This is a genomic window from Falsiroseomonas ponticola (genome assembly GCF_016805305.1).
Taxonomy (GTDB): Bacteria; Pseudomonadota; Alphaproteobacteria; order Acetobacterales; family Acetobacteraceae; genus Falsiroseomonas; species Falsiroseomonas ponticola.
The window spans coordinates 24114-44855 of record NZ_JAERQN010000013.1; the positions used below are offsets into that span (position 1 = coordinate 24114).

Consider the following 20742-nt stretch of genomic DNA (forward strand, 5'->3'; position numbering starts at 1 on the left):
CGCCCCGCCATCGCCGAAGGCCATCCATGACGAAAGCGCCGCCGCTGATCGGCGTCATCAATGCCGGCTCCTCCTCCGTGAAGGCGGCGGTCTTCGCGGGGGAACAGCGCGTGCTGTCCTGCGTGGTGGAGGGCATCGGCGCCCATCCGGCCGCGCGGGCGAAGGATGCGGCGGGCACCGCGCTGCCGCCGCCCGCGCTCGACCCCGCGCCGCGCAACCCGGGGGAGGCCGCGTCCCTGCTGCTGCCCTGGCTGCGCGCGCAGCTCGGCGGGCAGGCGCTGTCCGCCATCGGCCATCGCGTGGTGCATGGCGGCGCGCATCACGCGCGGCCGGAGCGCATCACGCCCGCGCTGCTGGCGGAGCTGGAGGGCCTGGTGCCGCTGGCGCCGCTGCATGAGCCGCACAACCTGGCGCCGATCCGCGCCATCGCGGCGCTGGAGCCGGCGCTGCCGCAGGTCGCGTGCTTCGACACGGCTTTCCACCGGTCGATGCCGGCGGTGAACCAGGCCTTCGCCATCCCGGCCGCGCTGGCCGATTCCGGCATCCGCCGCTACGGCTTCCATGGCCTGTCCTACGACTACATCGCCGGCGCGCTGCCCCCGCCGCTGCGGCAGGGGCGCGTCGTGGTCGCGCATCTCGGCAATGGCGCCTCCGCCTGCGCCATGCGGGCGGGCGTCTCGGTCGCCACCACCATGGGCTTCACGGCGCTGGATGGGCTGCCCATGGGCACGCGCAGCGGCGCCATCGATCCGGGGGTGGTCCTGCACCTGATGCAGGCGCGGGGCATGGGCGCGGATGAGGTGCAGGACCTGCTCTACAAGCGGTCGGGCCTGCTGGGGCTATCGGGCGGCCTGTCCTCCGACATGCGGGACCTGCTGGCCAGCGACGACCCGCGTGCCGCCTTCGCCGTCGAGGTCTTCTGCATCGCCGTGGCGCGCGCCATCGCGTCGCTCGCGGTCACGCTGGGCGGGCTGGATGGCATCGTCTTCACCGCCGGCATCGGGGAACACGCGGCGCCGGTGCGCGCCGCCGTGCTGCGGCAGCTGGCCTGGCTCGGCGTGACACTGGACGAAGCGGCCAACGCCACGCATGGCCCGCGCATCAGCACGGCCGACAGCCGCATCACCGCGCTGGTGCTGCCGACCGACGAGGAACGCATGATCGCGCGCCACACGGCGAGCCTGGCGCTCAGCTGATCCGCCGCGCCTCCCGCGCCCGCACCCGTTCGCGATGCGCGGTGTAGAGGCCGGCGGCGGCGATCACCGCGCCGCCCGCGAAGGTCCAGCCATCCGGCACCGCGCCGAAGCCGATATAGCCGACCAGGCTGGAGGTCACGAGCTGCACATAGGCGAAGGGCGCCAGCACGCTGGCCGGGGCGGCGCGATAGGCCAGCACCACCAGCGCATGCGGGATGGAGGAGACGAGCCCCACCAGCATGCCGAAGCCCACCTGCCCCGCATCCGGCGTCTGCCAGCCGAAGGGCAGCAGGACCGTGAACAGCAGGAAGCCCACCCCCGCACTCCAGATCAGCGTCGTCTCCGGCGGGTCACCGCCCGCACCGGCCATCTTGCGCGTCGCGATCACCGCGCCGGCCCAGAAGGCCGCGGTCAGCAGCGGCAGCAGCGCGGCCGCCTGGAACACGCCCGATCCCGGCCGCACCACGATCAGCACGCCCACCAGCCCGACCGCGATGGCGGACCAGCGGCGCCAGCCCACCTTCTCCGCCAGGAAGATCACCGACAGCACGGTGATGAAGGCGGGGGAGACGAAGTTGATGGCCGTCGCCTCCGCCAGCGGCAGCACGCGAAGCGCGAAGGTCATGGCCAGCGCCGATCCCGCGACGCCCAGGCCGCGCGCCACCTGCAGCCAGGGCCGCCGCGCCGCCAGGAAGCGCGTGCCGCCGCGCCGCGCGATGAAGAGCAGCGCCAGCAGGAAGAAGGTCGCGAAGCGGATCCAGGCGACCATGAGGGGTGCCAGCGTCTGCGTCAGCTGCTTCGACATCGCATCCGCGATGGAGAAGAGCGTGATCGACACCAGCATGAGGAGGATGCCCCGCACCGGATCGTCGGGCCGGGGCGGCGGGGGGATGCTGGCGGACATGGCGGGCAGGTAACCACGCCCGCGCGCGTCGCGTCCAACGCTGCGTCAGTAGCCGCGGTCGAGCCCCACGACCTGGTGAAGCGCCTCGCCTGCCCGGAAGCGCGCGACATTGGCGAAGAAGGCGCGGAGGCACCGCTCCGCATAGGCGCCGGGATCATAGAGCCCGCAATGCGGCGTGATGATGAGGTTGGGCGTGTCCCAGAGCGGGCTGTCCGGCGGCAGCGGTTCCTGCGGCAGCGCATCCAGCACCGCGCCGCCCAGCGTGCCGTCCCGCAGCTTGGCCGCCAGCGCCCCGGCATCCAGGATCTCCCCCCGGCCGATATTCACGACACCGGCATGGGGCGGCAGCCGATCCAGCTCCGCCCTTCCGACCAGGCCGTTGGTGGCCGGCGTCAGCGGCAGGGCGATGATCAGGAAATCAGCGCGGGGCAGCTGCGCGCGGAAGCCATCGCCCTGGGACATCTCCGCCACCGCGGGATGCGGGCGGCCGGACTGGCTGTTGCCCAGCACCACCGTGCCCTGCGCCGCCAGCGCCTCCGCCGCCGCGCCTCCCAGCGCGCCCATGCCGAGGATCAGCACGGTCTTCCCTGCCACGGTGCCGCCGGATCGCGGCGCCCAGCGATGCTCGCGCTGCGCCGTCACCAGCGCGGGGATGAAATTGTTCAGCATCAGCACCGCGGCGAGGCTGTATTCCGCGGCCTTGGGGATGTGCGTGCCGCTCGCATTGGTGAGCGTCACGCTGTCCGGCAGGCCCGCCTTCAGCAGCCATTCCACGCCCGCGCTGGAATAGCTGATCCAGCGCAGCCTGGGCGCGCGGCGCGGCAGGTCCTGCAGCGGCGCGGGGCCGACGAGGAACAGCACCTCGGCCTCCGCCAGCGCGGCATCGAAGGCGGCGGGGTCCGTGGAATGGCTGGCCGCCACCCCCTCCCCCGCCGTCTCGGCCAGCAATCGCTCCCACAGCCCCGCGTTGAAGGCCCCCGCCTGCATGGAGGCGGGGTTCACCTGCGCGTGGAGACGGATCACTGGTCCACGCGGATGTTGTTGGCGCGGATGATCTCGCCATAGCTGCGCGTCTGGGCGGAGAGGCGGTTGCGGAAGGAGGCCGCGCCATCGGCCTGCACCTCGCCCCCCAGCTCCCCGATCCGCGCCTTGATGGCGGGCTCGTTCAGCACGGCGGCGATCTCGCGCTCCAGCCGCGCGATCATGGCGGGCGGCGTCTGGCCCTGCACCAGCAGCCCCTGCCAGGTGCCGGCATCGGGTTCCGGCCAGCCGAGTTCGCGGAAGGTCGGCAGGTTGGGCAGGTTCGGGAAGCGGCGCGGGCCCGTCACGGCGATGCCGCGCATCTGGCCATTGACGACATAGGGCATGGATTGCGTGGCGCCCGCCATCGTCACATTGGCCTCGTTCGAGACGAGGGAGACCAGCGCCGGCGCGCCGCCCCTGTAAGGCACATGCTCCATCGTCGTGCCCCAGGAAGACGCCAGCGAGAGGGCCACGATATGCGTCAGCGTGCCCGTGCCGGAATTGGCGGCGTTCAGGCGGCCCGGATTGGCCTTGGCATAGGCGACCAGCTCCGCCGCGTTCTGGACGGGCAGGTTGTTGTTCACCGCCAGGATGTACGGCGCGTAGATCAGCATCTGCACCGGCGCCAGGTCCCGCTCCGCATCGAAGGGCATGCGGGTGAAGAGGAAGGGGTTGGTCGCCAGTACGGAGACATCGAGCAGCAGCATCGAATGCCCGTCCGGGCGGCTCTTCGCCACCGCATCCGCGCCGATATTGCCGCCGGCACCCGCGCGGTTCTCCACCACCACATTCTGCCCGATGCGCGCGGCAAGCGGCCCGGCGATGAGGCGCGCGAGGATGTCGCTGGTGCCGCCCGGCGCGTTGGGCACGATGATGCGGACGGTCTGGTTGAAGTCCTGCGCGCGCAGCACGGCCGGCGTGCCGAGCAGCGGCGCGGCCAGGCCGGCCTGGAGGATCGTGCGGCGGTTCATCGGATGATTTCCTTCCCCGGGTGTTGCGCCCTGATTGGGCGTCGATCAGCCATCCTTGCGCGGGGCGCGCGGGCGCGACAACCTCGTCGGCGCGCGGCGGGGTGCCGGCGCGACAGGATGTGACGGCTTGCGCCTGACCGACCCGCGTTTCACCGCCGCCATCGTGGCCGCCCAGGTGCTGGCGCAGATCGGCGCCTTCACCCTGCCGGCGCTGCTGCCGGGCTACCTGGATCGCTGGGACCTTTCGGCCACGGAGGCCGGGTGGCTCGTCGGTGCCTTCTTCGCGGCCTATGTGGCGGCGGTGCCGGTGCTGGTTTCCCTGACGGACCGCGTGCCGGGGGTGCGCATCTACCTGGTGGGCGCGGGCTGCACGGCGGTGGCGCATCTCGGCTTCGGGCTGCTCGCGGAGGGGTTCTGGTCCGGCCTGGTGTTCCGCGCCATCGCGGGGGTGGGCTGGGCGGGCTGCTACATGCCCGGGCTGAAGGTGCTGGCGGACCGGCTGGAGGGTGCGGCGCAATCCCGCGCCGTGTCCTGGCATGCGGCGGGGGTGGGCATCGCGGGCGCAGCCTCCTTCGCCATGGCGGGGCTGCTGGATGCGCTGGGCGGGCCGGCGGCGGCCTTCGGCTTCGGGGGCCTGGCGGCGCTGGTGGCGGGGGCGATCGGGGTCCTGGCGATGCCGCGCCACCTGCCGCCCCGCGCGCCGGATGCGCCCCCGCCCGCCGCGCTGCTGGATTTCCGGCCCGTCTTCCGCAACCGCGCCGCCATGGCCTGGATCGCGGGCTATACCGTCCATACCTGGGAACTCGCCGCGCTGCGGGCCTGGGGCGTCGCCTTCCTGGCGGCGAGCTTCGCCCGCGATGGCGCGCCCGCCTGGATGCCGGGGCCGGCGGCGATCTTCACCGCGGCGGGGCTGGTCGGCATCGCCGTCTCCGTCACGGGGAACGAGACGGCGCAGCAGCATGGCCGCGCCAAGGTCGTGACCTGGGCCATGGCGCTGGCGGCGGGATTCTCCCTTGCCACGGGCGCCGCGGGCATGGCCTCGCCGATCCTCGCCGCGCTCTGCGTCATCGCCTGGAATGCCTGCATCTACCTCGACAGCTCGGCGCTGACGGGCGGCACGGTGCAGTCGGCTGCACCGGGGATGCGCGGGGCGACGATGGGGCTGCACAGCATGTGCGGCTATGCCGGCGGCTTCCTCGGGCCGCTTGGCGTCGGCGTGGCGCTGGACTGGGTGGGGCCGGATCGCGCGGTGGCCTGGGTGCTGGCCTTCGGGCACCTGGCGCCCTTCACGCTGCTGGGGCTGCTGGTGCTGCGCCGGCTCACAGGCCGTCCGGAAGTGCCGGCGGCTGAGGATCCGCAGGGGATTCTTCGTCGCGGCCAGGAAGCGGATGCCGCCGATGCTGATGGCATCGGCAAGTCCGCTGACGCCGCAGCGGCGGAAAGGACCCGCGGAGCCGACCCGTCCGGCATTCCCGGACGGCCTCCCAGCCGTTAACGCCGCGAAACACGCGCAACACGGCGCGATGCCGCCGTGGTGCCGCCATGCTTGCGCCATGCGTGGATGGTCGGCTTAGTGAAGAAGCAAGGCCCGGCATCGTTTCATGCCCGGGACTCCTCGGGGATCCAGCATGGCAGCGCCGCATTTCCTCCTGCAGACGCCGGTGGGGTCGGTGGTGCCGGTCGAGCTTGGCGGCCAGGCCGTCCAGGCGCGCTTCGCCGACCTCCAGCGCGCGGCCGGCGCGCAGGCCGGGCTCTTCGCCGAACCCGTCGCGACGCGCGATGCCACCGGCGCCATCCTGTCCTTCGCCTGGTACGCGCCAGGGACGGAAGCCCAGCCGCTGTCGAGCCTCGGCCAGCCGCAGCGCGCCGCGGCCGAGTCGCAGCTGCGCGCCGCGCTGGCGGACCTCGCCCCGCGGGCGCAGGGCTCGGGCGGCGATGCGGCGCTGATCGCCGCCGCGCTGGCCCTGCCGAACAGCAGCGCCGTGCTGGTGGTGGATGGCAGGCCCGTGCTGGCGGGCTGGGGCCTGGTGCCGGCCGGCGATACGCGCGATGCCGCGACGCGCATCGCCGCCGTGCTCGGCCCCTTCCTGCCCGGCCCCGCTTCCGCCACGCCGGCCGCGCCGCGCGCGACGCCGACCCGCAGCGCGCCGCCCCCGCCGCCGCCCGTGCTGCCGACCGCGACGGCCGCGCCGATCGGCCCGCGCCGCTTCTGGCTGGTGCCGGCGGCCATCGCCATCGCGCTGGTCTTCCTGGCGCTCGGCTTCTGGCTGGGCTGGAAGCTGCTGGCGGAGGCGGTCGCGAACCGCCCGCAGACCGCCGAATTCGTGGATCGCGACCGCGTCCGCCAGGCCATCGAATTGCAGCGCCGCGCCAATGAGGGCCTGGCCGAGGAGGTGGAGCGCGCCCGCCGCGCGGCGGAGGGCAATGTCTGCCAGGCGACGCCGCTGACCACGCCGCCGGGCCGCGGCCCCCTGCCGCAGGACCTGCCGGCGCGGCCGACGCCGCCCGCGACGCCGGATGCGCCGCTGGCGCCGCGGCCCAACAACCTGCTGCAGCTGCTCGACCAATCCGTGGTGCTGGTGGCGGGGCCGGGGCGGGATGGGCTCTCCATCGGCACGGGCTTCTTCATCGCGCCGGGCGTCGTCGTCACCAACGCGCATGTGGTGGCGGATGTGACGGGGCAGCTCGTCATCGCCTCCCGCCATCTCGGCCGCGCCTTCCCGGCGCAGGTCACGCGCCGCACGCCGCAGGCGCGCCCGGGCGAGCCCGATTTCGCGCTGCTCAGCGTCTCCGGCGTTCCCTCCCTCACGCCACTCACGCTGACGCGCCAGGCGCAGCGGCTGGATGAGGTGATCGCCGCCGGCTACCCCGCCGCCATCGTGCAGAACGATGCGCGCTTCCAGGCCGTGCTGCGGGGCGAGATGTCGCAGATGCCGGAGCTGGTGGTGACGGATGGCCGCATCTCCGCCATCCAGACGCTGGCCTCTGGCCTGGTGGCCATGCCGCATTCCGCCAATATCAGCCCCGGCAATTCCGGCGGGCCGCTGGTGGATCGCTGCGGGCGCGTGGCGGGGGTGAACACCTTCAACCACATCAACGCGCAGCTGGCGGAACGCGTGAGCTACGCGCAGAAGACCGACGCGCTGCTGGCCTTCCTGCGGGAGGCGGGGATCAGCGTGGAGCCGGTGGACAGCGCCTGCGCGCCGACGCCGGAACCCGCCGCGGCCCCCGCCACGCCACCCTCCACGCCACCCGCCGCGCCCCCGGCCGCGACGCCCGGCACCCCGCCCGCCACCCCCGCGCCGGCCCCGGCCACCCCCGCGCCCCCCGCCCCGACCCGGACGCGCTGAGCCATGTCCCGCAGCCTCGCGGCCACGACACGGGATGCGGAGCTTCGCGCCCTGGCGGCGGGCGGGCAGCCCGTGGCGGCCGCCTGGGGGCAGGTGACGGGCCACCTGATCCGCCGCCTCTCCTCCGCCCACGCCGCCATCTTCGCCGAGCCCAGCCCCGACCCCGCCCGCGGCACCACCGACTGGTACGCGGAGGGCGAGGGCGAGAGCATCGCCATCGATGACGACCCCGCCGCCGCCGCGCGGTTCGAGGAACTGGCCGCCGCCATCCGGGCGGAGGCCGAGCGCCTGGCGAATGAGCGCGACGAGGGGCTGCGCCTGCTGGGCGAGCTGCTGCGGCAGGCGATCGAGGTGCCGGGGCGGGAATTCATCCGGCTGCGGGGGGAGACCATCTTCCTCGTCGCCTGGGGCCATCACCGCGCGGGCCGCGCGGCGCCGGCGGAACTCGTCCGTGCCCTGCCGGCGAAGGCCGCCCCCATGGCGATGCTGGCGCTGTCGCCGCTGGCGCGCGCGGCCAATTGGCTCTGGGCCGCGCTGGCGGCGGCGCTGCTGGCGCTGATGCTGGCGCTGGGCCTGTTCCTGGCCTGGCGCGATCCCTTCGGCTGGCTCGTGCCCCCGCCGATGCAATGCGTGGCCAACCCGGACGATCTGGCGCTGCTGGAGGAGCTGAACCGGGTGCGGGAGGAGGAGGCCGCGCTGCGCCGCCAGATCGCCGATGCGGCGGAGGAGCTGGGCCGGCGCCGCCTGCTCTGCGAACCGCCGCCGCCCCCGCCCCGCCCCGCGCCGCCGCCCGCGCCCGAGCCGCCGCCGCGGGAGCCGGAGCCCGAGCCCGTGCCGCCCCCCCCGCCCCCCGCGCCGCCGCCGCCGGAGCCGCCGCGGCAGCCCCAGAACGACGATGCCGACCGCGCGCGGCGGGAAGGCGCGCAGGAAGGCCGGGTGCAGGTGATCCTGGGCTGGGACACGCGGGATGACCTGGACCTGTCCATCGTCTGCCCGGACGGGACCGTCATCTCCTACATGCAGCGGCAGGGCTGCGGCGGGACGCTCGACGTGGATCGCAACGTGGGCAACCAGCGCACGCGGACGCCGGTGGAGAATGTCTATTTCGACAATCCCCAGCCCGGCACCTACCAGGTGCGCGTCCACCAGTATGACCATGTGGACCGGCAGGAGACGCCCTACCGCGTGACCATCCGCATCGCCGGCCAGCCCGACCGCACCATCACCGGCGTGGCGCGCCCCGGCCCGCCGCGGGTGGTGGACCGCTTCACCATCCCGGGCCGGTGACCGCCATGCAGCGCCTTGCCGAACTGCCCGATGCGCGCCTCCGCTGGCTGGGGCCCCAGGGCCTGACGCCGCCGGAGGCCCTGGCCAGGCTGAAACCCCTGCTGGCCGCACTCGGCCCGCACCATGCGGCCCTGCTGGCCACGCCGGTGCGGACCGAGGGCGGCCTGGCCTGGGAGGCGCCGGGCGAGGCCACGCTCGCCATGCCGCGGATGAGCCGGGAGCAGCGCGCGGTCTTCGACGCGACGCTGACGGTCCTGCTCTCCGACATCCGCCGGGCGGCGGAGACGGCGCGGGCCAAGGGCGATGCGGCGACGGCCGAGCTGCTGGACCTCGTGCGCCGCGTGTCGGCGCCGGAACTGGTCTTCGCCGTGGATGGCGCGCCGGTGCTGGCGGGCTGGGGCTTCGCCGCGCCGCAGGGGCCGGCCATCACGGTGCTGGGGCCCTTCGACGATGGGCGCGGCGCCAGCGCCCTGCCCGGGGACCGGACGGCGATCGCGCTGGCGGGGGGCGCGCTGCTGGCCCTCGCCCTGGCGGCCGTGCTGGCGGCGCCCTTCCTGGTGGCGCTGCTGAACCCGCCCCTGCCGGCCTGCCGCGTGGATGCGGCCGGGCTGGCGGCGCTGGAGGAGCTGGACCGGGCGCGGGAGCAGGGGCGCGGGCTGATGGCGGAGCGTGACCGGCTGCGGCAGGATCGCGGCCGGCGCATGGCCGAATGCCCGCTGCCCGAACCGCCGGCCGCGCCCGAACCCGCCCCGACGCCGCCCGCGCCGCCGCCGACACCCCCGGCCCCGCCCCCCCGCGCGGCCCTGCCGCAGGAACGCTGGGACCGCGGCGACGTGGCGCTGCTGGAGGGGTGCTGGAACCTCGACAGCAACTACCGCACGCGGGACGTGGATACGGGCCGGATCGATACCGTCCGTTCATGGCGCATGTGCTTCGACCGCAACGGCCGGGGCACCCAGACCATGGTCTATGACAACAACCGGCGCTGCACCGGCCCCGTGACCGGCCGCTTCGAGGGACAGACCCTGCTGATCGACGACACCGCCGACCTGCCCTGCGACGATGGCTACCGCGTGCTGCACCGCCTGGCGCGCTGCCAGCGCAGCAACGAGACCCGCGCGGAATGCGAGAGCCGGAACGTCCGCAACCCCACCGCCCCCGGCAGCCGCTTCACGCTGCGCCGATGATGCGGGATCGGTCTTCCTTGCCGCGCCAAGGGGTTGCGGGCGATACTCGGGGTCCAATGACGGAACCGGGAAGCCGCGCCACGCCATGAACCGCGCCGCCCTGCACAGCCTGATCCCGGCCTCCGGCATCCAGTTCCTGGACGTGGATTTCGACATCAACGCGCTGCCCCGCATCAGCCGCCCCTTCTGGGACGAGAAGCCGATGCACCTCCGTGACGCGAATGGCGACCAGCAGGTGCTGCTGCGCGCGCTGGAGCAGTCGGATGAGGGGGAGCTGTTCGACCCGGTCGGCCGCAACCACCCGCCGGAGGAGGAAGTCTACCGGATCACGCGCACCCAGGCGCTGGAGCCCTTCCTGGGGCAGTGGGTGCCCCTGCCCTTCCTGCGCGTCCAGTCCCGCACCGCGGATGGCCAGCCCATCTTCGATGAGGGCCCGACCAACTGGGCGCGGCTGCGCGTGGTGGAGCTGGCGCCGGGCACGGTGCGCGGCGCCACCCATCGCGCGGTGCTGGCCTTCGACACCACGCTGGTCCCCCGCCGCGACGGCCGCGCCTATGCCGGGCCGAGTGCGGAGGACGCCGCGGAGGAACAGGAATTCGGCCTGGCCGCGCGGCTCGCCGACAATGCCTCCTTCCTCGCGGAGGGCTGGTTCGGCCAGTGGCTGGAACAGCTCTTCCTCGACCTGGTCTCCGCCCAGCGGCGCGGCAAGCCGGTCAAGCTGGAGGAACTGGCCTATCGGATGGAGCCCTTCGCGCGGTACCTCACGCTGCTGGAGGTGCTGGGCCATGCGGGCGCCGCGCCGCGCGTCAGGCTGGTGGATGCGGGCGTATCGGGCCGTCGCAGCGCGATGGTGGATGTCGATCTGCTGCTCGATATCGGCAATGCGCGGACCTGCGGCATCCTGGTGGAAAGCGCGCCGGACGGGCCGCTCTCGCTGAACGATTCCTACCCGCTGGCGCTGCGGGATCTCTCAAAGCCGGAGCATGTCTCGGCCAGGCCCTTCGAGAGCCGCGTCGAATTCTCCCGCGCCAGCTTCGGGCAGGATGCGCTGTCCCGCCGCTCCGGCCGCGCCGCCGCCTTCGCCTGGCCGTCTCCGCTGCGCGTGGGGCCGGAGGCGGTGCGGCTGGCGGGGCTGTCCGTGGGCAATGAAGGCGCGACGGGGCTGTCCTCGCCCAAGCGGTATCTGTGGGACGAGAGACCCTCCGTGCTCGGCTGGCGCTTCGGGGCGGGGTCGGCGCCGGCGGCCTTCGGCACGGCGGGCGAGCAGCCCGTGACCGGCGCCTTCATGAACGAGCTGACGGAGACGGGGGAGCTGCTGTCGAAGCACCGCAACGCCACGCCGGCGGTGCGGGCGCGCTTCAGCCGGTCCTCGCTCTACACGCTGATGCTGGCGGAGATTCTTCTACAGGCGATCAGCCAGATCAACGCGCCGGCCACGCGCGCGGCGCGCCGCAACGCCGATGTGCCGCGAAGGCTGCGCCGCGTGACGCTGACCCTGCCGACGGCGATGCCGGTGGCGGAGCAGCGGATCGTGCGGCGGCGCGCGGAGGCCGCCGTCGAGCTTGTCTGGGCCTGGATGGGCTGGACGGCGGGCAGCGCGGAGCGTGCCATCGCGGCGCCGCTGCCGCCGCGCGTGTCCGCCAACCTCGATGAAGCCACCGCGACGCAGCTCGTCTGGCTCTATGCGGAATCCGTGCACCGGCTGCAGGCGGATCCTCGGCAGTTGTTCTCGTTGATGGGGCGGGTGCGGGATGGCGCGCAGCCCTCGCTGCGCATCGCCAGCATCGATATCGGCGGCGGCACCACGGACCTCGCCGTCACCACCTATGCCCTGGCGCAGGACCAGGAGATCCGGCCCACGCAGAATTTCCGCGAGGGCTTCAAGATCGCGGGCGACGACCTGCTGCAGGCCGTGATCGAGCGCGTGGTGCTGCCGCCGCTGGAAGCCGCGCTGGGCGAGGCCGGGCTGCGCGATCCCAAGGCCTTCCTCCGCCGCGTGCTGGGCGGCGCCCGTGGCGGGCAGTCGGAGGCCGAGCGGCAGCTCACAAGGCAATTCGTGGCCCGCGTGCTGGAACCCTGCGCGCTCGCCTTGCTGGCGGGCTATGAGGTGATGGAGGCCGGCGCCAGCGGCGTGGTCGCGCGGCTCGGCATCGCGGAGGGTCCGGGACGGCCGCGCCATGACCGCGCCTGCGCCTTCTTCGAACGGCTCGCGCTGGATGCCGGCGCCGCCGATTTCCGGCTGAACGGCGTGGAAGTCGCGCCGGAGGCCGCGGTGATGGATGGGCTGGTGCGCGGCACGCTCGGCCCGATCCTGGCCGATCTCTGCGAAGCCACGCACGCCTATGATTGCGACGTGCTGCTGCTGTCCGGCCGCCCGTCCCGGCTGCGGGCGGTGATGGATATCGTGCTGGCCAAGCTGCCGGTCGCCGCGCATCGCATCATCCACATGCAGGGCTATCCCGCCGGCGGCTGGTATCCCTTCCGCGACGCCCATGCGCGGATCGAGGACCCCAAGACCACCGCCGCCGTCGGTGCGATGGTGGCGGCGCTGGCGGAGGGATCGCTGCCAGGCTTCCTGCTGCGCGCCTCGCGGCTCGGCATGAAATCCACGGCGCGCTACATCGGGCGGCTGGAGACCTCGGGCCAGCTTCTGAGCCGCAACGAATACATGCGGGACATCGACCTCGATGCCGATACCGCGGTCGCGGTGGAGGTGGAGATACCGTTCGAGGCGCCCTCCATGCTCGGCTTCCGCCAGCTGCCGCTGGAACGCTGGCCGGCGACGCCGCTCTATGCGCTGGAATTCGGCAATGCGGATGATGTGCGCAACCTCGCTTTGCCGCTGACCGTGCGGCTGGCGCGCGGCATCGCGGACCCCGGATCGCCGGAGGCGGAGGCGAGCCGGGAGCAGTTCAAGCCGGCCAGCATCCGCGACGCGGAAGGCCAGGAACGCCACCCGACGACGGTGCGCATGCGCCTGCAGACCATGCGCGACGAGGGCGGCTATTGGCGCGACACGGGCGCGCTGGGGGTACCGTGACAGAGCTGGATCAGAAGCTCGCCACCGAGGCGAAGAAGGTCGGCGAGGTCGCGGGCCGCGCGCTCGACTGGTTCGCGGGCGCGGCGCGGCCGGGGCTGGATGCGGCGGCGCTCGCGCGGGAGCTGCGCGGCGTCGGGCTGCGCGCGGGCCGGCTGGCGGCGGCGGCTTCGCGGCCCATGTGCGTCGGCGTCTTCGGGCCGTCCCAGGCCGGGAAATCCTATCTGATCTCGGCGCTGGCGCAGTCGGCGGATGCGCCGCTCATGGCGATGTTCGAGGATCGCGCGGTGGATTTCGTGCGCGACATCAACCCGGAAGGCGGGCGGGAGGCGACGGGCCTCGTCACCCGCTTCACCATGAAGCGCATCGCGACGCCGCCCGGCATGCCTGTCGCGCTGCGGCTGCTGTCGCAGACCGATGTGGTGAAGATCATCGGCAATGCCTTCCTCTCCGACTTCGATCCGGCGGATGTCGAAGCGCCCTCCCCCGGCGCGATCGAGGCGGCGCTGGACCAGGCGCGCGGGCGGATGCTGCCCAGCGCCTTCGACAAGCTCAGCGAGGACGACGTCTATGTCGATCTTCGCGAATACTTCGAAAGCCGCTTCGGCGGCCATGCGCTGGTGCAGGCGCTGAAGGCCGCGCGCTTCTGGCAGGCGGCGAGCGAGATCGCGCCACGGCTGGACCACCCCGCGCGCGCCGCCTTGTTCGGCCTGGTCTGGGGGCGCGTCGCGCGGCTGGATGATGCCTATCTGCGGCTTGCCGGCGCGCTGGCGCAGCTCGGCCATCCCGACGACGCCTTCTGCCCGCTGACGGCGCTGGTGCCGCGGGAGACCAGCATCATCGATGTGCTGACCCTCAACCGCTTCGGGCAGCCGGACGACACGACCATCGCCGTCGCCACGCGGTCCGGCCTTCGCGCCGATCTGCCGCGCGCGGTGCTGGCCGCGCTGGTCGCGGAAGTGACGGTGCAGCTGCGCGACAAGCCCTGGGATTTCTTCGACGTCACGGACCTGCTGGACTTCCCCGGCGCGCGGTCCCGCGAGCAGATCCGCGACCCCGCGCGCCACCTGGCCGACCCCGCGAAACTCCCCGCCGTGCTCCTGCGCGGCAAGGTCGCCTATCTGTTCGAGCGCTATTGCGCGGAGACGGAGCTGACCGGGATGCTGCTCTGCATCGGTCCCTCCAACCAGGAAGTGCGCACCCTGCCGCGCATGGTGGAGGAATGGATCAACGGCACCCATGGCGACACGCCGGCGAAGCGCGCGACGCAGCCGACCGCGCTCTTCTTCGTGCTCACCAAGTTCGACATGGAGTTCGAGAGCAAGAAGGGCCAGGCGGAGGGTGGCGGCCGCTGGACGGCACGGCTCGCGGCCTCGCTGATCGACTTCTTCGGCAAGGAAAGCACCTGGCCGCGCGAATGGCACCCCGGAAGGCCCTTCGACAACCTCTTCTGGCTGCGCAACCCCAATGTCGCGAACAAGGCGATCCTCGACTACGACGAGCAGGGGAAGGAGACCGGCATCCGCCCGCAGGAAGCCGCCCGCGTCGCGCAGCTTCGCGCCGATTTCATCGGGAACGATGACGCGCAGAAGCATTTCGCCGATCCGGGGCTGAGCTGGGACGAGGCGATGCGCCTCAACGATGGTGGCATCGGGCACCTGGCCGCGCGGCTGCGGCCGGTCTGCGACCCCGCGCTGAAGCGCAGGCAGGTGGCGGCGCGTCTGGCGGATCTCGGCGAGCGGCTGCGCGCGCGGCTGCTGCCGCATTGGCATTCCGCCGATCTGGCGCAGGAACTCGCGAAACGCCGCGCGGCGTCCCGCGCCGTGGCCGTTGCCCTTGCCAAGGCGGTGGAGCGCCAGCGCTTCGGCCATCTGCTGCGCGCCCTGGCGCCGGAGGCGGATGAGATCGCCGCCGTGCTCGCCCGCACGCGCTTCGCGGCGACCGAGGCCGGCGCCGTGCCCGTCGGCACGCGCACCGGCGCGGCGGGGCTGCTGGCGGAACTCGATTTCGGCGACGAGCCGCCGCCGGAAGTGGAAAGCACGGGGCCGGAGGATGAGGCCGACCACCTCGCCTCCGTCGCGCTGAAGCTCTGGGCGGACCGGCTGCACGCCTTCGCGGATGCGCCGGCGACCCACGCCCTCTATGGCATGACGCCGGAAGTGGCGGGGACGCTGGTGGCGGAGCTGCTGCGATCCGCGCGGCGGGAGAAGCTGCAGGCGGCGCTCGCCGCCGAACTCCGCGGCATCCTCGGCTTCCGGCGCCACGCCTCGGCGGCGGCGGCCATCTGCGGGCTCTGCGCGGCGCTGCGCATCGGCGGCTTCGTCGCCGCGCTGGGCTTCGATGCGAAGCCGATCGCGGAACGCCCCGTGGTCGGCGCCGAACGCCGGCCGGTCTTCGCGCCGCGGCCGAAGATCGATGGCCTGCCGCCGCTCGGCGTGGTGGCCGCGGATTACGACCGGCAGCAGAGCCTCGATTGGGTGCAGGCCTTCCTGCGCTCCACCGACCTGAACGTGCAGGGCGATGGGGAGGATGCGGTGGATGTCGCGCGCAACGCGGCGCTGGGGCGGATCCTGTCCGACCTCGACACCGCGCTGCATGGCGCGAAGGCGGCGTGATGCGGCCGCGGATCGAGGAAGACCCCCACCGCCCCGGCGAGGGCTGCGCGCGCCTCATCCTGCCGGGCCTGGCGGGCCGCGAAGCCCCCGCCGTGACCTTCACGCGGGAGGGTTTCGGCGCGGACAGCCTCGGCCCCGATGGCTGGCAGGTGGCGGCCGGGCGCCTGACGCCCATCGAGACCGGGCGCGAGGGCGATGACCTGGTGCTGGTGCTGGGGCCGGAAGCGGCGGAGCATCTGGAACCCGGGCCCGTGCGCCTCGGCATCCCCGCGCTCGGCATCGACCAGGTGGTGATCTGGCCGGAGATCGCGCCCGCCCAGGCCGGCAGGCGCGGCGGCTTCGGCGCCAACCGGCCGGGCCAGGCGCCGCCGCGCCGCGTGCCGGGCCGCGTGGAGGCACCGCCGCCGCCGCCGAAGCCGGTGGATAGCGACGCCACGGTGGTGCTGCGCGCCGCGCCACGGGTCGAGCCGCCGCCGCCCGCGCCGCCGCCGCGCCCGGTCGATCCGCCGCCGATCCGCCCGCCGGAGGCACCGGCGCAACCCTCCCGCCTGCCGATGATCCTGCTGGCCCTGCTGCTGCTGGCCGGGGGTGGCGCGGCCGCCTGGTGGTTCTGGCCCGCGCCCGCGGTGGTGGCGACGCCCGCAACGCCAGCCGCGCCCTCGCCCCCGGCCGCGCCACCCTCGGACCCCACGGCCAATGCCACCCCGGCCGAGATCGCGGCGATGAACCTGCCGCCCGCGCGGGTGCTGGAAATCGGCCAGGCGCGCCAGGCGACGCGGCCGCAGGATGCGCTGCTGCTGATCGAACTCGCGGCGGAAGCCGGGCACGGGCCTGCCCTCTCGGCGCTCGCGCGCCTCTATGACCCCGCCAGCTTCACCCCCGGCGGCGCGCTGTCCGCCCCCAACCCCACCAAGGCCGCGGAGCTGTGGCGGCGGGCGGAGCAGGCGGGCGATGCCGGGGCCGCCGCGCCCCGCGCCGTGCTGCGCCAGCGGCTGGAAGCGGCGGCGCGCAACGGCGACACGCTGGCACAACTCGCGCTTCGGGATTTCTGGCCATGATGCGCTTCCTCGCCCTGATCCTCGCCGCCTTCATCGCCATGCCCGCCCTGGCGCAGGCGCCGGCCGGCGCGCGGCGCGCGCTGCTGATGGAAGGCAAGCAGACGCTGACGCAGAAGGTGCTGACGCGCCCGGGCGCGACCCTGCACGCCACACCAGGCGCCGGCGCCGGAACCCCCGTGCCGGGCTTCACCCTCTTCCACGTCTATGCCCGCCAGGGCAGCGGCGCGGAGGCCTGGATCGAGGTCGGCCGCGACGCCACCGGCGCGACCGAGGGCTGGATGCGGGAGGAACGCGCCCTGCCCTGGGGCCAGACCATGGTGCTGGCCTTCACCAACCCCGCGGGCCGCGAACGCACCATGTTCTTCGGCGACGGCCAGGCGCTGCGCCGCGTGATCCTGGCGCGGGACATGGCGGCGGCGGGGGCGGAAGCGCGGCGCGCCAATGATGGCCGCGTCATCGCCCTCGAACCCGAAACCTATGTCGATATCAGCCGGAATTTCTATCTGCTGCCCGTGCTGAGCGCGGAAGAAGTGGAGAACGAACGCGGCGACCGGATGCGGCTGCTGGAAGTCGCGTCGGCCCCCGCGGAGCGCCGCGCCGCGCCGCCTGCGCGCGATCCCCTTGCCGATTTCCGCGGCGCGCTGGTCTTCGTGGTGGACACCACGCTCTCCATGCAGCCCTACCTGGATCGCACGCGGGAGGCGATCCGCAACGTCATGGCGCGCATCGGCACCACGGCGTTGCGGGACCGCTTCCGCTTCGGCCTGGTCGCCTATCGCGACGACCTCGGCGGCAACCAGGCGCTGGAATACGTCACGCGCACCCATGCCCGCGCCGATTTCAGCCAGCCCGCGGACGCCATCCTGCCCCGCATCGCCGAAGCCGCCGCCGCCACCGAAAGCAACGAGGGCTTCGACGAGGACGCCGTCGCCGGGCTGCGCGCCGCGCTGGATGCCGCGGACTGGAACAGCCTGGGCGGGCGCTTCATCATCCTGGTGACGGATGCCGGCACGCGCGACGCCACGGACCCGCGTTCCTCCACCCGCCTCGGCATCGCGGAGATGCGGGAGTTGCTGAAGCAGCGCGCCATCGCCACCTTCGCGCTGCATCTGCTGACGCCGGAAGGCCGCAACAACCACGCCCGCGCCCGCGCCCAGTATCGCGAGCTGACGCGCTTCGATGGCGCGCCGGAGCCCTTCTACTACCCGATCCCGAATGGGGAGGTCGCGGCCTTCGGCCAGACGGTGGAGGCCATCACGGAAGCCCTGCTCCGCCAGGTCGCGACCTTGACCAACACGCCGATCGCGCAGCTGCGCGGCAATGCCCCGGCCGCGCCGCAGGTGCAGCAGCAGGTGGATGTGGTGGGCCAGGCCATGCGCCTTGCCTATCTGGGCCGCGTGCAGGAAGCCGCCGCACCCGATATCGTGCGCAGCTTCACCACGGACCGGGACCTGGCGGACAGCAACCGCGCCAACCTCGATGTCCGCATCCTGCTGACGCGCGACCAGCTTTCCGATCTGCGTTCCGCGCTGCGCCTCGTGATCGATGGCGCCAATGCGGGGCGGCTGCAGCCGCAGACGGTCTTCGCCAATATCCGCAACGCCGCGCTCTCCGCCGCGCGCGATCCGCGGCGCATCGGCAACCTCGAACGCCTCGGCGCCGCCTTCGGCGAATACCTCGATGGCCTGCCCTATCGCAGCCAGGTGATGGAACTCACGGAACGCGGCTGGCTGGAACTGCAATCCGGCGGGCAGCGCGAATTGCTGAACGCGCTGGAGGCGAAGCTCCGCCTCTATGACGAATATGCCCGCACGCCGGCGCTCTGGACGCAGCTCGGCAGCGGCAATGATGCGGGCGCGGCGGTCTTCCCCATGCCACTCGACCAGCTGCCGTGACGGCACCGGCCCTGGCGCTGGAGGGCGTGGTCGCGACCCGCCGCGCCGGCGGGGCCGCCTTCACCCTGACGATCGAGGCGCTGCAACTCCACCCCGGCGCGCTGGTCGCGGTGACGGGGGCGAGCGGCACGGGCAAATCCACCCTGCTCGACATCGCCGCCCTGGCGCGCCGGCCTGACGAGGCGGCACGGCTGCAGGTATGCGGCGCCGATGCCGGGGCGCTGTGGTCGCGCGGCGCCAAGGACGCGCTGGCGGCGCTGCGGGCGCGGCATTTCGGCTATGTGCTGCAGACCGGCGGGCTGGTGCCCTTCCTCGGCGTCGGCGCCAATGCGGCGCTGGCGCAGGACCTGGCGGGGCAGCGGGATGCCGCGCATCTGGCCGCGCTGGCGGAGCGCCTCGGCATCGGCGCGCTGCTGGGGCGCATGCCCGCCTCGCTCTCGGTCGGCCAGCGGCAGCGCGCCGCCATCCTGCGGGCGCTGGCCCATCGCCCCGCCCTGGTCCTGGCGGATGAGCCCACGGCCAGCGTCCATCCCGACATGGCCGCCACCATCCTGGCGCTGCTGGCCGACCAGGCGCGGGAAGCCGGCGCGGCGGTGCTGCTCGCGACCCATGACGCCCCCGCCGCCCGCGCGGCCGGCTTTCGGGAGTTGCCGCTGCAACCCGGCTCCGCTTCCTCCCGCCTGCCCGCCTTGGTCCCGGCCTGATGCGATCGCTCCGCCTGGCGCTGGCCGATTTGCGGCGCGAACCGGCCTTCACCCTCTGCTCCGTGCTGGCCATGGCCGCCGTCATCGCGCCGCTGATCCTGCTGGCGGGGCTTCGCGCCGGCGTCGTCGCGGGGCTGAAGGAGGACCTCTCCGCCAGCCCCCGCACGCGGGAGATCGCCAATGTCCAGAACCTGGCGCTGGACCCCGCCTGGTTCGCGGCGCTGGCCGCGCGGCCGGAGACCGGCTTCCTGATCCCCCGCACCCGGCTGCTGGCCGCCACCGGCAGCCTGGAAGCCGCCGCGCAGCCGGGCCGCGTCGCCACGGTGGAGATCCTGCCGACCGCCCCGGGCGACCCGCTGCTGCCCGGCATCCCCGCCGCCACCGACCGGCAGGTCATCGTCACCGCCGCGGCCGCGCAGCGCCTCTCGCTCCGCCCCGGCGATGCGCTGCGGCTGCGCATCATCCGCCGCGTGGGCGAGGGGCGGGAGGTGCTGGCGCTCGACCTCACGGCGCTGGCCATCGCCCCCGCCGGCGCCTTCGACCGCGACGCGATCTTCGCGCCCCCCGCGCTGGGCCGGCAGGTGCAGGATTTCCTCGACGATCGCGCGGCGGATGGCAGCCCCCGCCGCGCGGAGGGCTTCCGCCTGCATGCGCGGCGGCTGGAGGATGTGCCGGCGCTGGTCGCGCTGCTGCAGGAACAGGGGATCGAGACGCGGTCCCGCGCGGAGGATGTCGCCGCCCTGCTGGCGCTTGACCGCAACCTCACCGCCGGCTTCGCCGTCATCGCCACGGTCGGCGCGGCGGGCTTCGTGCTCGGCCTTGGCGCGGCGCTCTGGGCCAGCGTCAGCCGCAAGCGCCGCACCCTGTCCCTGCTGCGGCTGATGGGGCTGCGGCAGGCGACGCTGGTGATGATCCCGGTGTGGCAAGGCATCGCCTATGCGCTCGGCGGCAGCATCGCCGGCACCGCGCTGGCCATCGGCGCCGCGCAGCTGGTGAACCGCCTGGCGCTGCTCGGCCCCGCGGAAGGGCGCGACCTCGCGCGCATCGGCCTCGGCGAATTGGGCCTGGCCTGCCTGCTGGCCACCAGCGCCGCCATCCTGGCCTCCGCCGCGGCGGCGCAGCGGGCGGCGGGCGCGGACCCGGCGGAGGGGCTGCGGGATGAGTGAGGGGGGCGTGGGTGGCCGTTGCAGGGGGACGCTGTCCCCCTGCACCCCCTGCAAAGGGCCCGGCGGCCCTTTGAACCCAGGTGATGGGCAGGTGGCGGGGAGGGCGATGCCCTCCCCGCCACCTGCCCATGAACCCCGCGGTCCAGGGTCCCGCTGGACCCTGGCAAAGGGGGTACGGGGGAAACGGCGTTTCCCCCGCGGCGCCACCCTCGCCACCCGCGCCACCCGCGCCACCCTGCTCCTCCTCCTCGCCCCCCCTGCCCTGGCTCAGCCGGCGCCCACCTGGCCCGCCGCGGCCTTCAACCCGCGGCCTCTTCCGGATGACCTGGTCCTGCCCCTGCCCTGCGGC

At 73.9% G+C, this 20742-nt stretch carries 14 protein-coding genes; 11 read left to right on the plus strand and 3 right to left on the minus strand.

Features of this window, described 5'->3' with window-relative positions:
- Positions 1-26: 26 nt before the first annotated feature.
- A complete protein-coding gene (locus JJI54_RS27515; RefSeq protein WP_203076630.1) occupies positions 27-1196 on the plus strand; it encodes an acetate/propionate family kinase in 1170 nt (389 codons plus the stop codon).
- Here JJI54_RS27515 and JJI54_RS27520 read toward each other — a convergent pair.
- The 3 genes from JJI54_RS27520 to JJI54_RS27530 are packed head-to-tail and all read right to left on the minus strand — an operon-like array spanning position 1189 to position 4094.
- Positions 1189-2100 carry a DMT family transporter gene (locus JJI54_RS27520; protein WP_203076631.1) on the minus strand — a complete coding sequence of 304 codons (912 nt, stop codon included), beginning with the start codon at positions 2098-2100 and terminating at the stop codon, positions 1189-1191. The genes JJI54_RS27515 and JJI54_RS27520 overlap by 8 nt on opposite strands.
- A 45-nt stretch (positions 2101-2145) precedes the next feature.
- A complete protein-coding gene (locus JJI54_RS33045; RefSeq protein WP_203076632.1) occupies positions 2146-3123 on the minus strand; it encodes an NAD(P)-dependent oxidoreductase in 978 nt (325 codons plus the stop codon).
- Entirely contained in the window at positions 3120-4094 is a 975-nt protein-coding gene (locus JJI54_RS27530; protein WP_203076633.1) for a Bug family tripartite tricarboxylate transporter substrate binding protein, read from the minus strand. Before JJI54_RS27530 ends, JJI54_RS33045 begins: the two co-directional genes overlap by 4 nt.
- Positions 4095-4221: 127 nt before the next feature.
- Between JJI54_RS27530 and JJI54_RS27535 the strand changes: the two genes are divergently transcribed.
- From JJI54_RS27535 to JJI54_RS27580, 10 genes are all read left to right on the plus strand, one after another.
- Positions 4222-5589, plus strand: a complete 1368-nt coding sequence (locus JJI54_RS27535) for an MFS transporter (RefSeq protein ID WP_203076634.1) — start codon at positions 4222-4224, stop codon at positions 5587-5589.
- A gap of 133 nt (positions 5590-5722) precedes the next feature.
- Entirely contained in the window at positions 5723-7444 is a 1722-nt protein-coding gene (locus JJI54_RS27540) for a trypsin-like peptidase domain-containing protein (protein ID WP_203076635.1), read from the plus strand.
- 3 nt (positions 7445-7447) lie between these two features.
- Complete coding sequence (locus JJI54_RS27545; protein ID WP_203076636.1) at positions 7448-8731, plus strand: YfaP family protein; 1284 nt, start codon at positions 7448-7450, stop codon at positions 8729-8731.
- Positions 8732-8736: 5 nt separating this feature from the next.
- On the plus strand, positions 8737-9918 hold the full coding sequence (locus tag JJI54_RS27550; RefSeq protein ID WP_203076637.1) for a hypothetical protein: 1182 nt from the start codon (positions 8737-8739) through the stop codon (positions 9916-9918).
- Between the two features lie 85 nt (positions 9919-10003).
- Positions 10004-12958, plus strand: a complete 2955-nt coding sequence (locus tag JJI54_RS27555; RefSeq protein WP_203076638.1) for a virulence factor SrfB — start codon at positions 10004-10006, stop codon at positions 12956-12958.
- Positions 12955-15570 (plus strand): virulence factor SrfC family protein, encoded by a 2616-nt coding sequence (locus tag JJI54_RS27560; protein WP_203076639.1) that lies wholly within the window; start codon positions 12955-12957, stop codon positions 15568-15570. Before JJI54_RS27555 ends, JJI54_RS27560 begins: the two co-directional genes overlap by 4 nt.
- Positions 15570-16628, plus strand: a complete 1059-nt coding sequence (locus tag JJI54_RS27565; RefSeq protein ID WP_203076640.1) for an SEL1-like repeat protein — start codon at positions 15570-15572, stop codon at positions 16626-16628. Before JJI54_RS27560 ends, JJI54_RS27565 begins: the two co-directional genes overlap by 1 nt.
- Positions 16625-18523, plus strand: coding sequence for a vWA domain-containing protein (locus JJI54_RS27570; RefSeq protein WP_203076641.1), 1899 nt, complete (start codon positions 16625-16627; stop codon positions 18521-18523). Before JJI54_RS27565 ends, JJI54_RS27570 begins: the two co-directional genes overlap by 4 nt.
- Positions 18520-19227, plus strand: a complete 708-nt coding sequence (locus JJI54_RS27575) for an ABC transporter ATP-binding protein (protein WP_203076642.1) — start codon at positions 18520-18522, stop codon at positions 19225-19227. Before JJI54_RS27570 ends, JJI54_RS27575 begins: the two co-directional genes overlap by 4 nt.
- A complete protein-coding gene (locus tag JJI54_RS27580) occupies positions 19227-20393 on the plus strand; it encodes an ABC transporter permease (protein ID WP_203076643.1) in 1167 nt (388 codons plus the stop codon). Before JJI54_RS27575 ends, JJI54_RS27580 begins: the two co-directional genes overlap by 1 nt.
- The last annotated feature ends 349 nt before the right edge of the window (positions 20394-20742 follow it).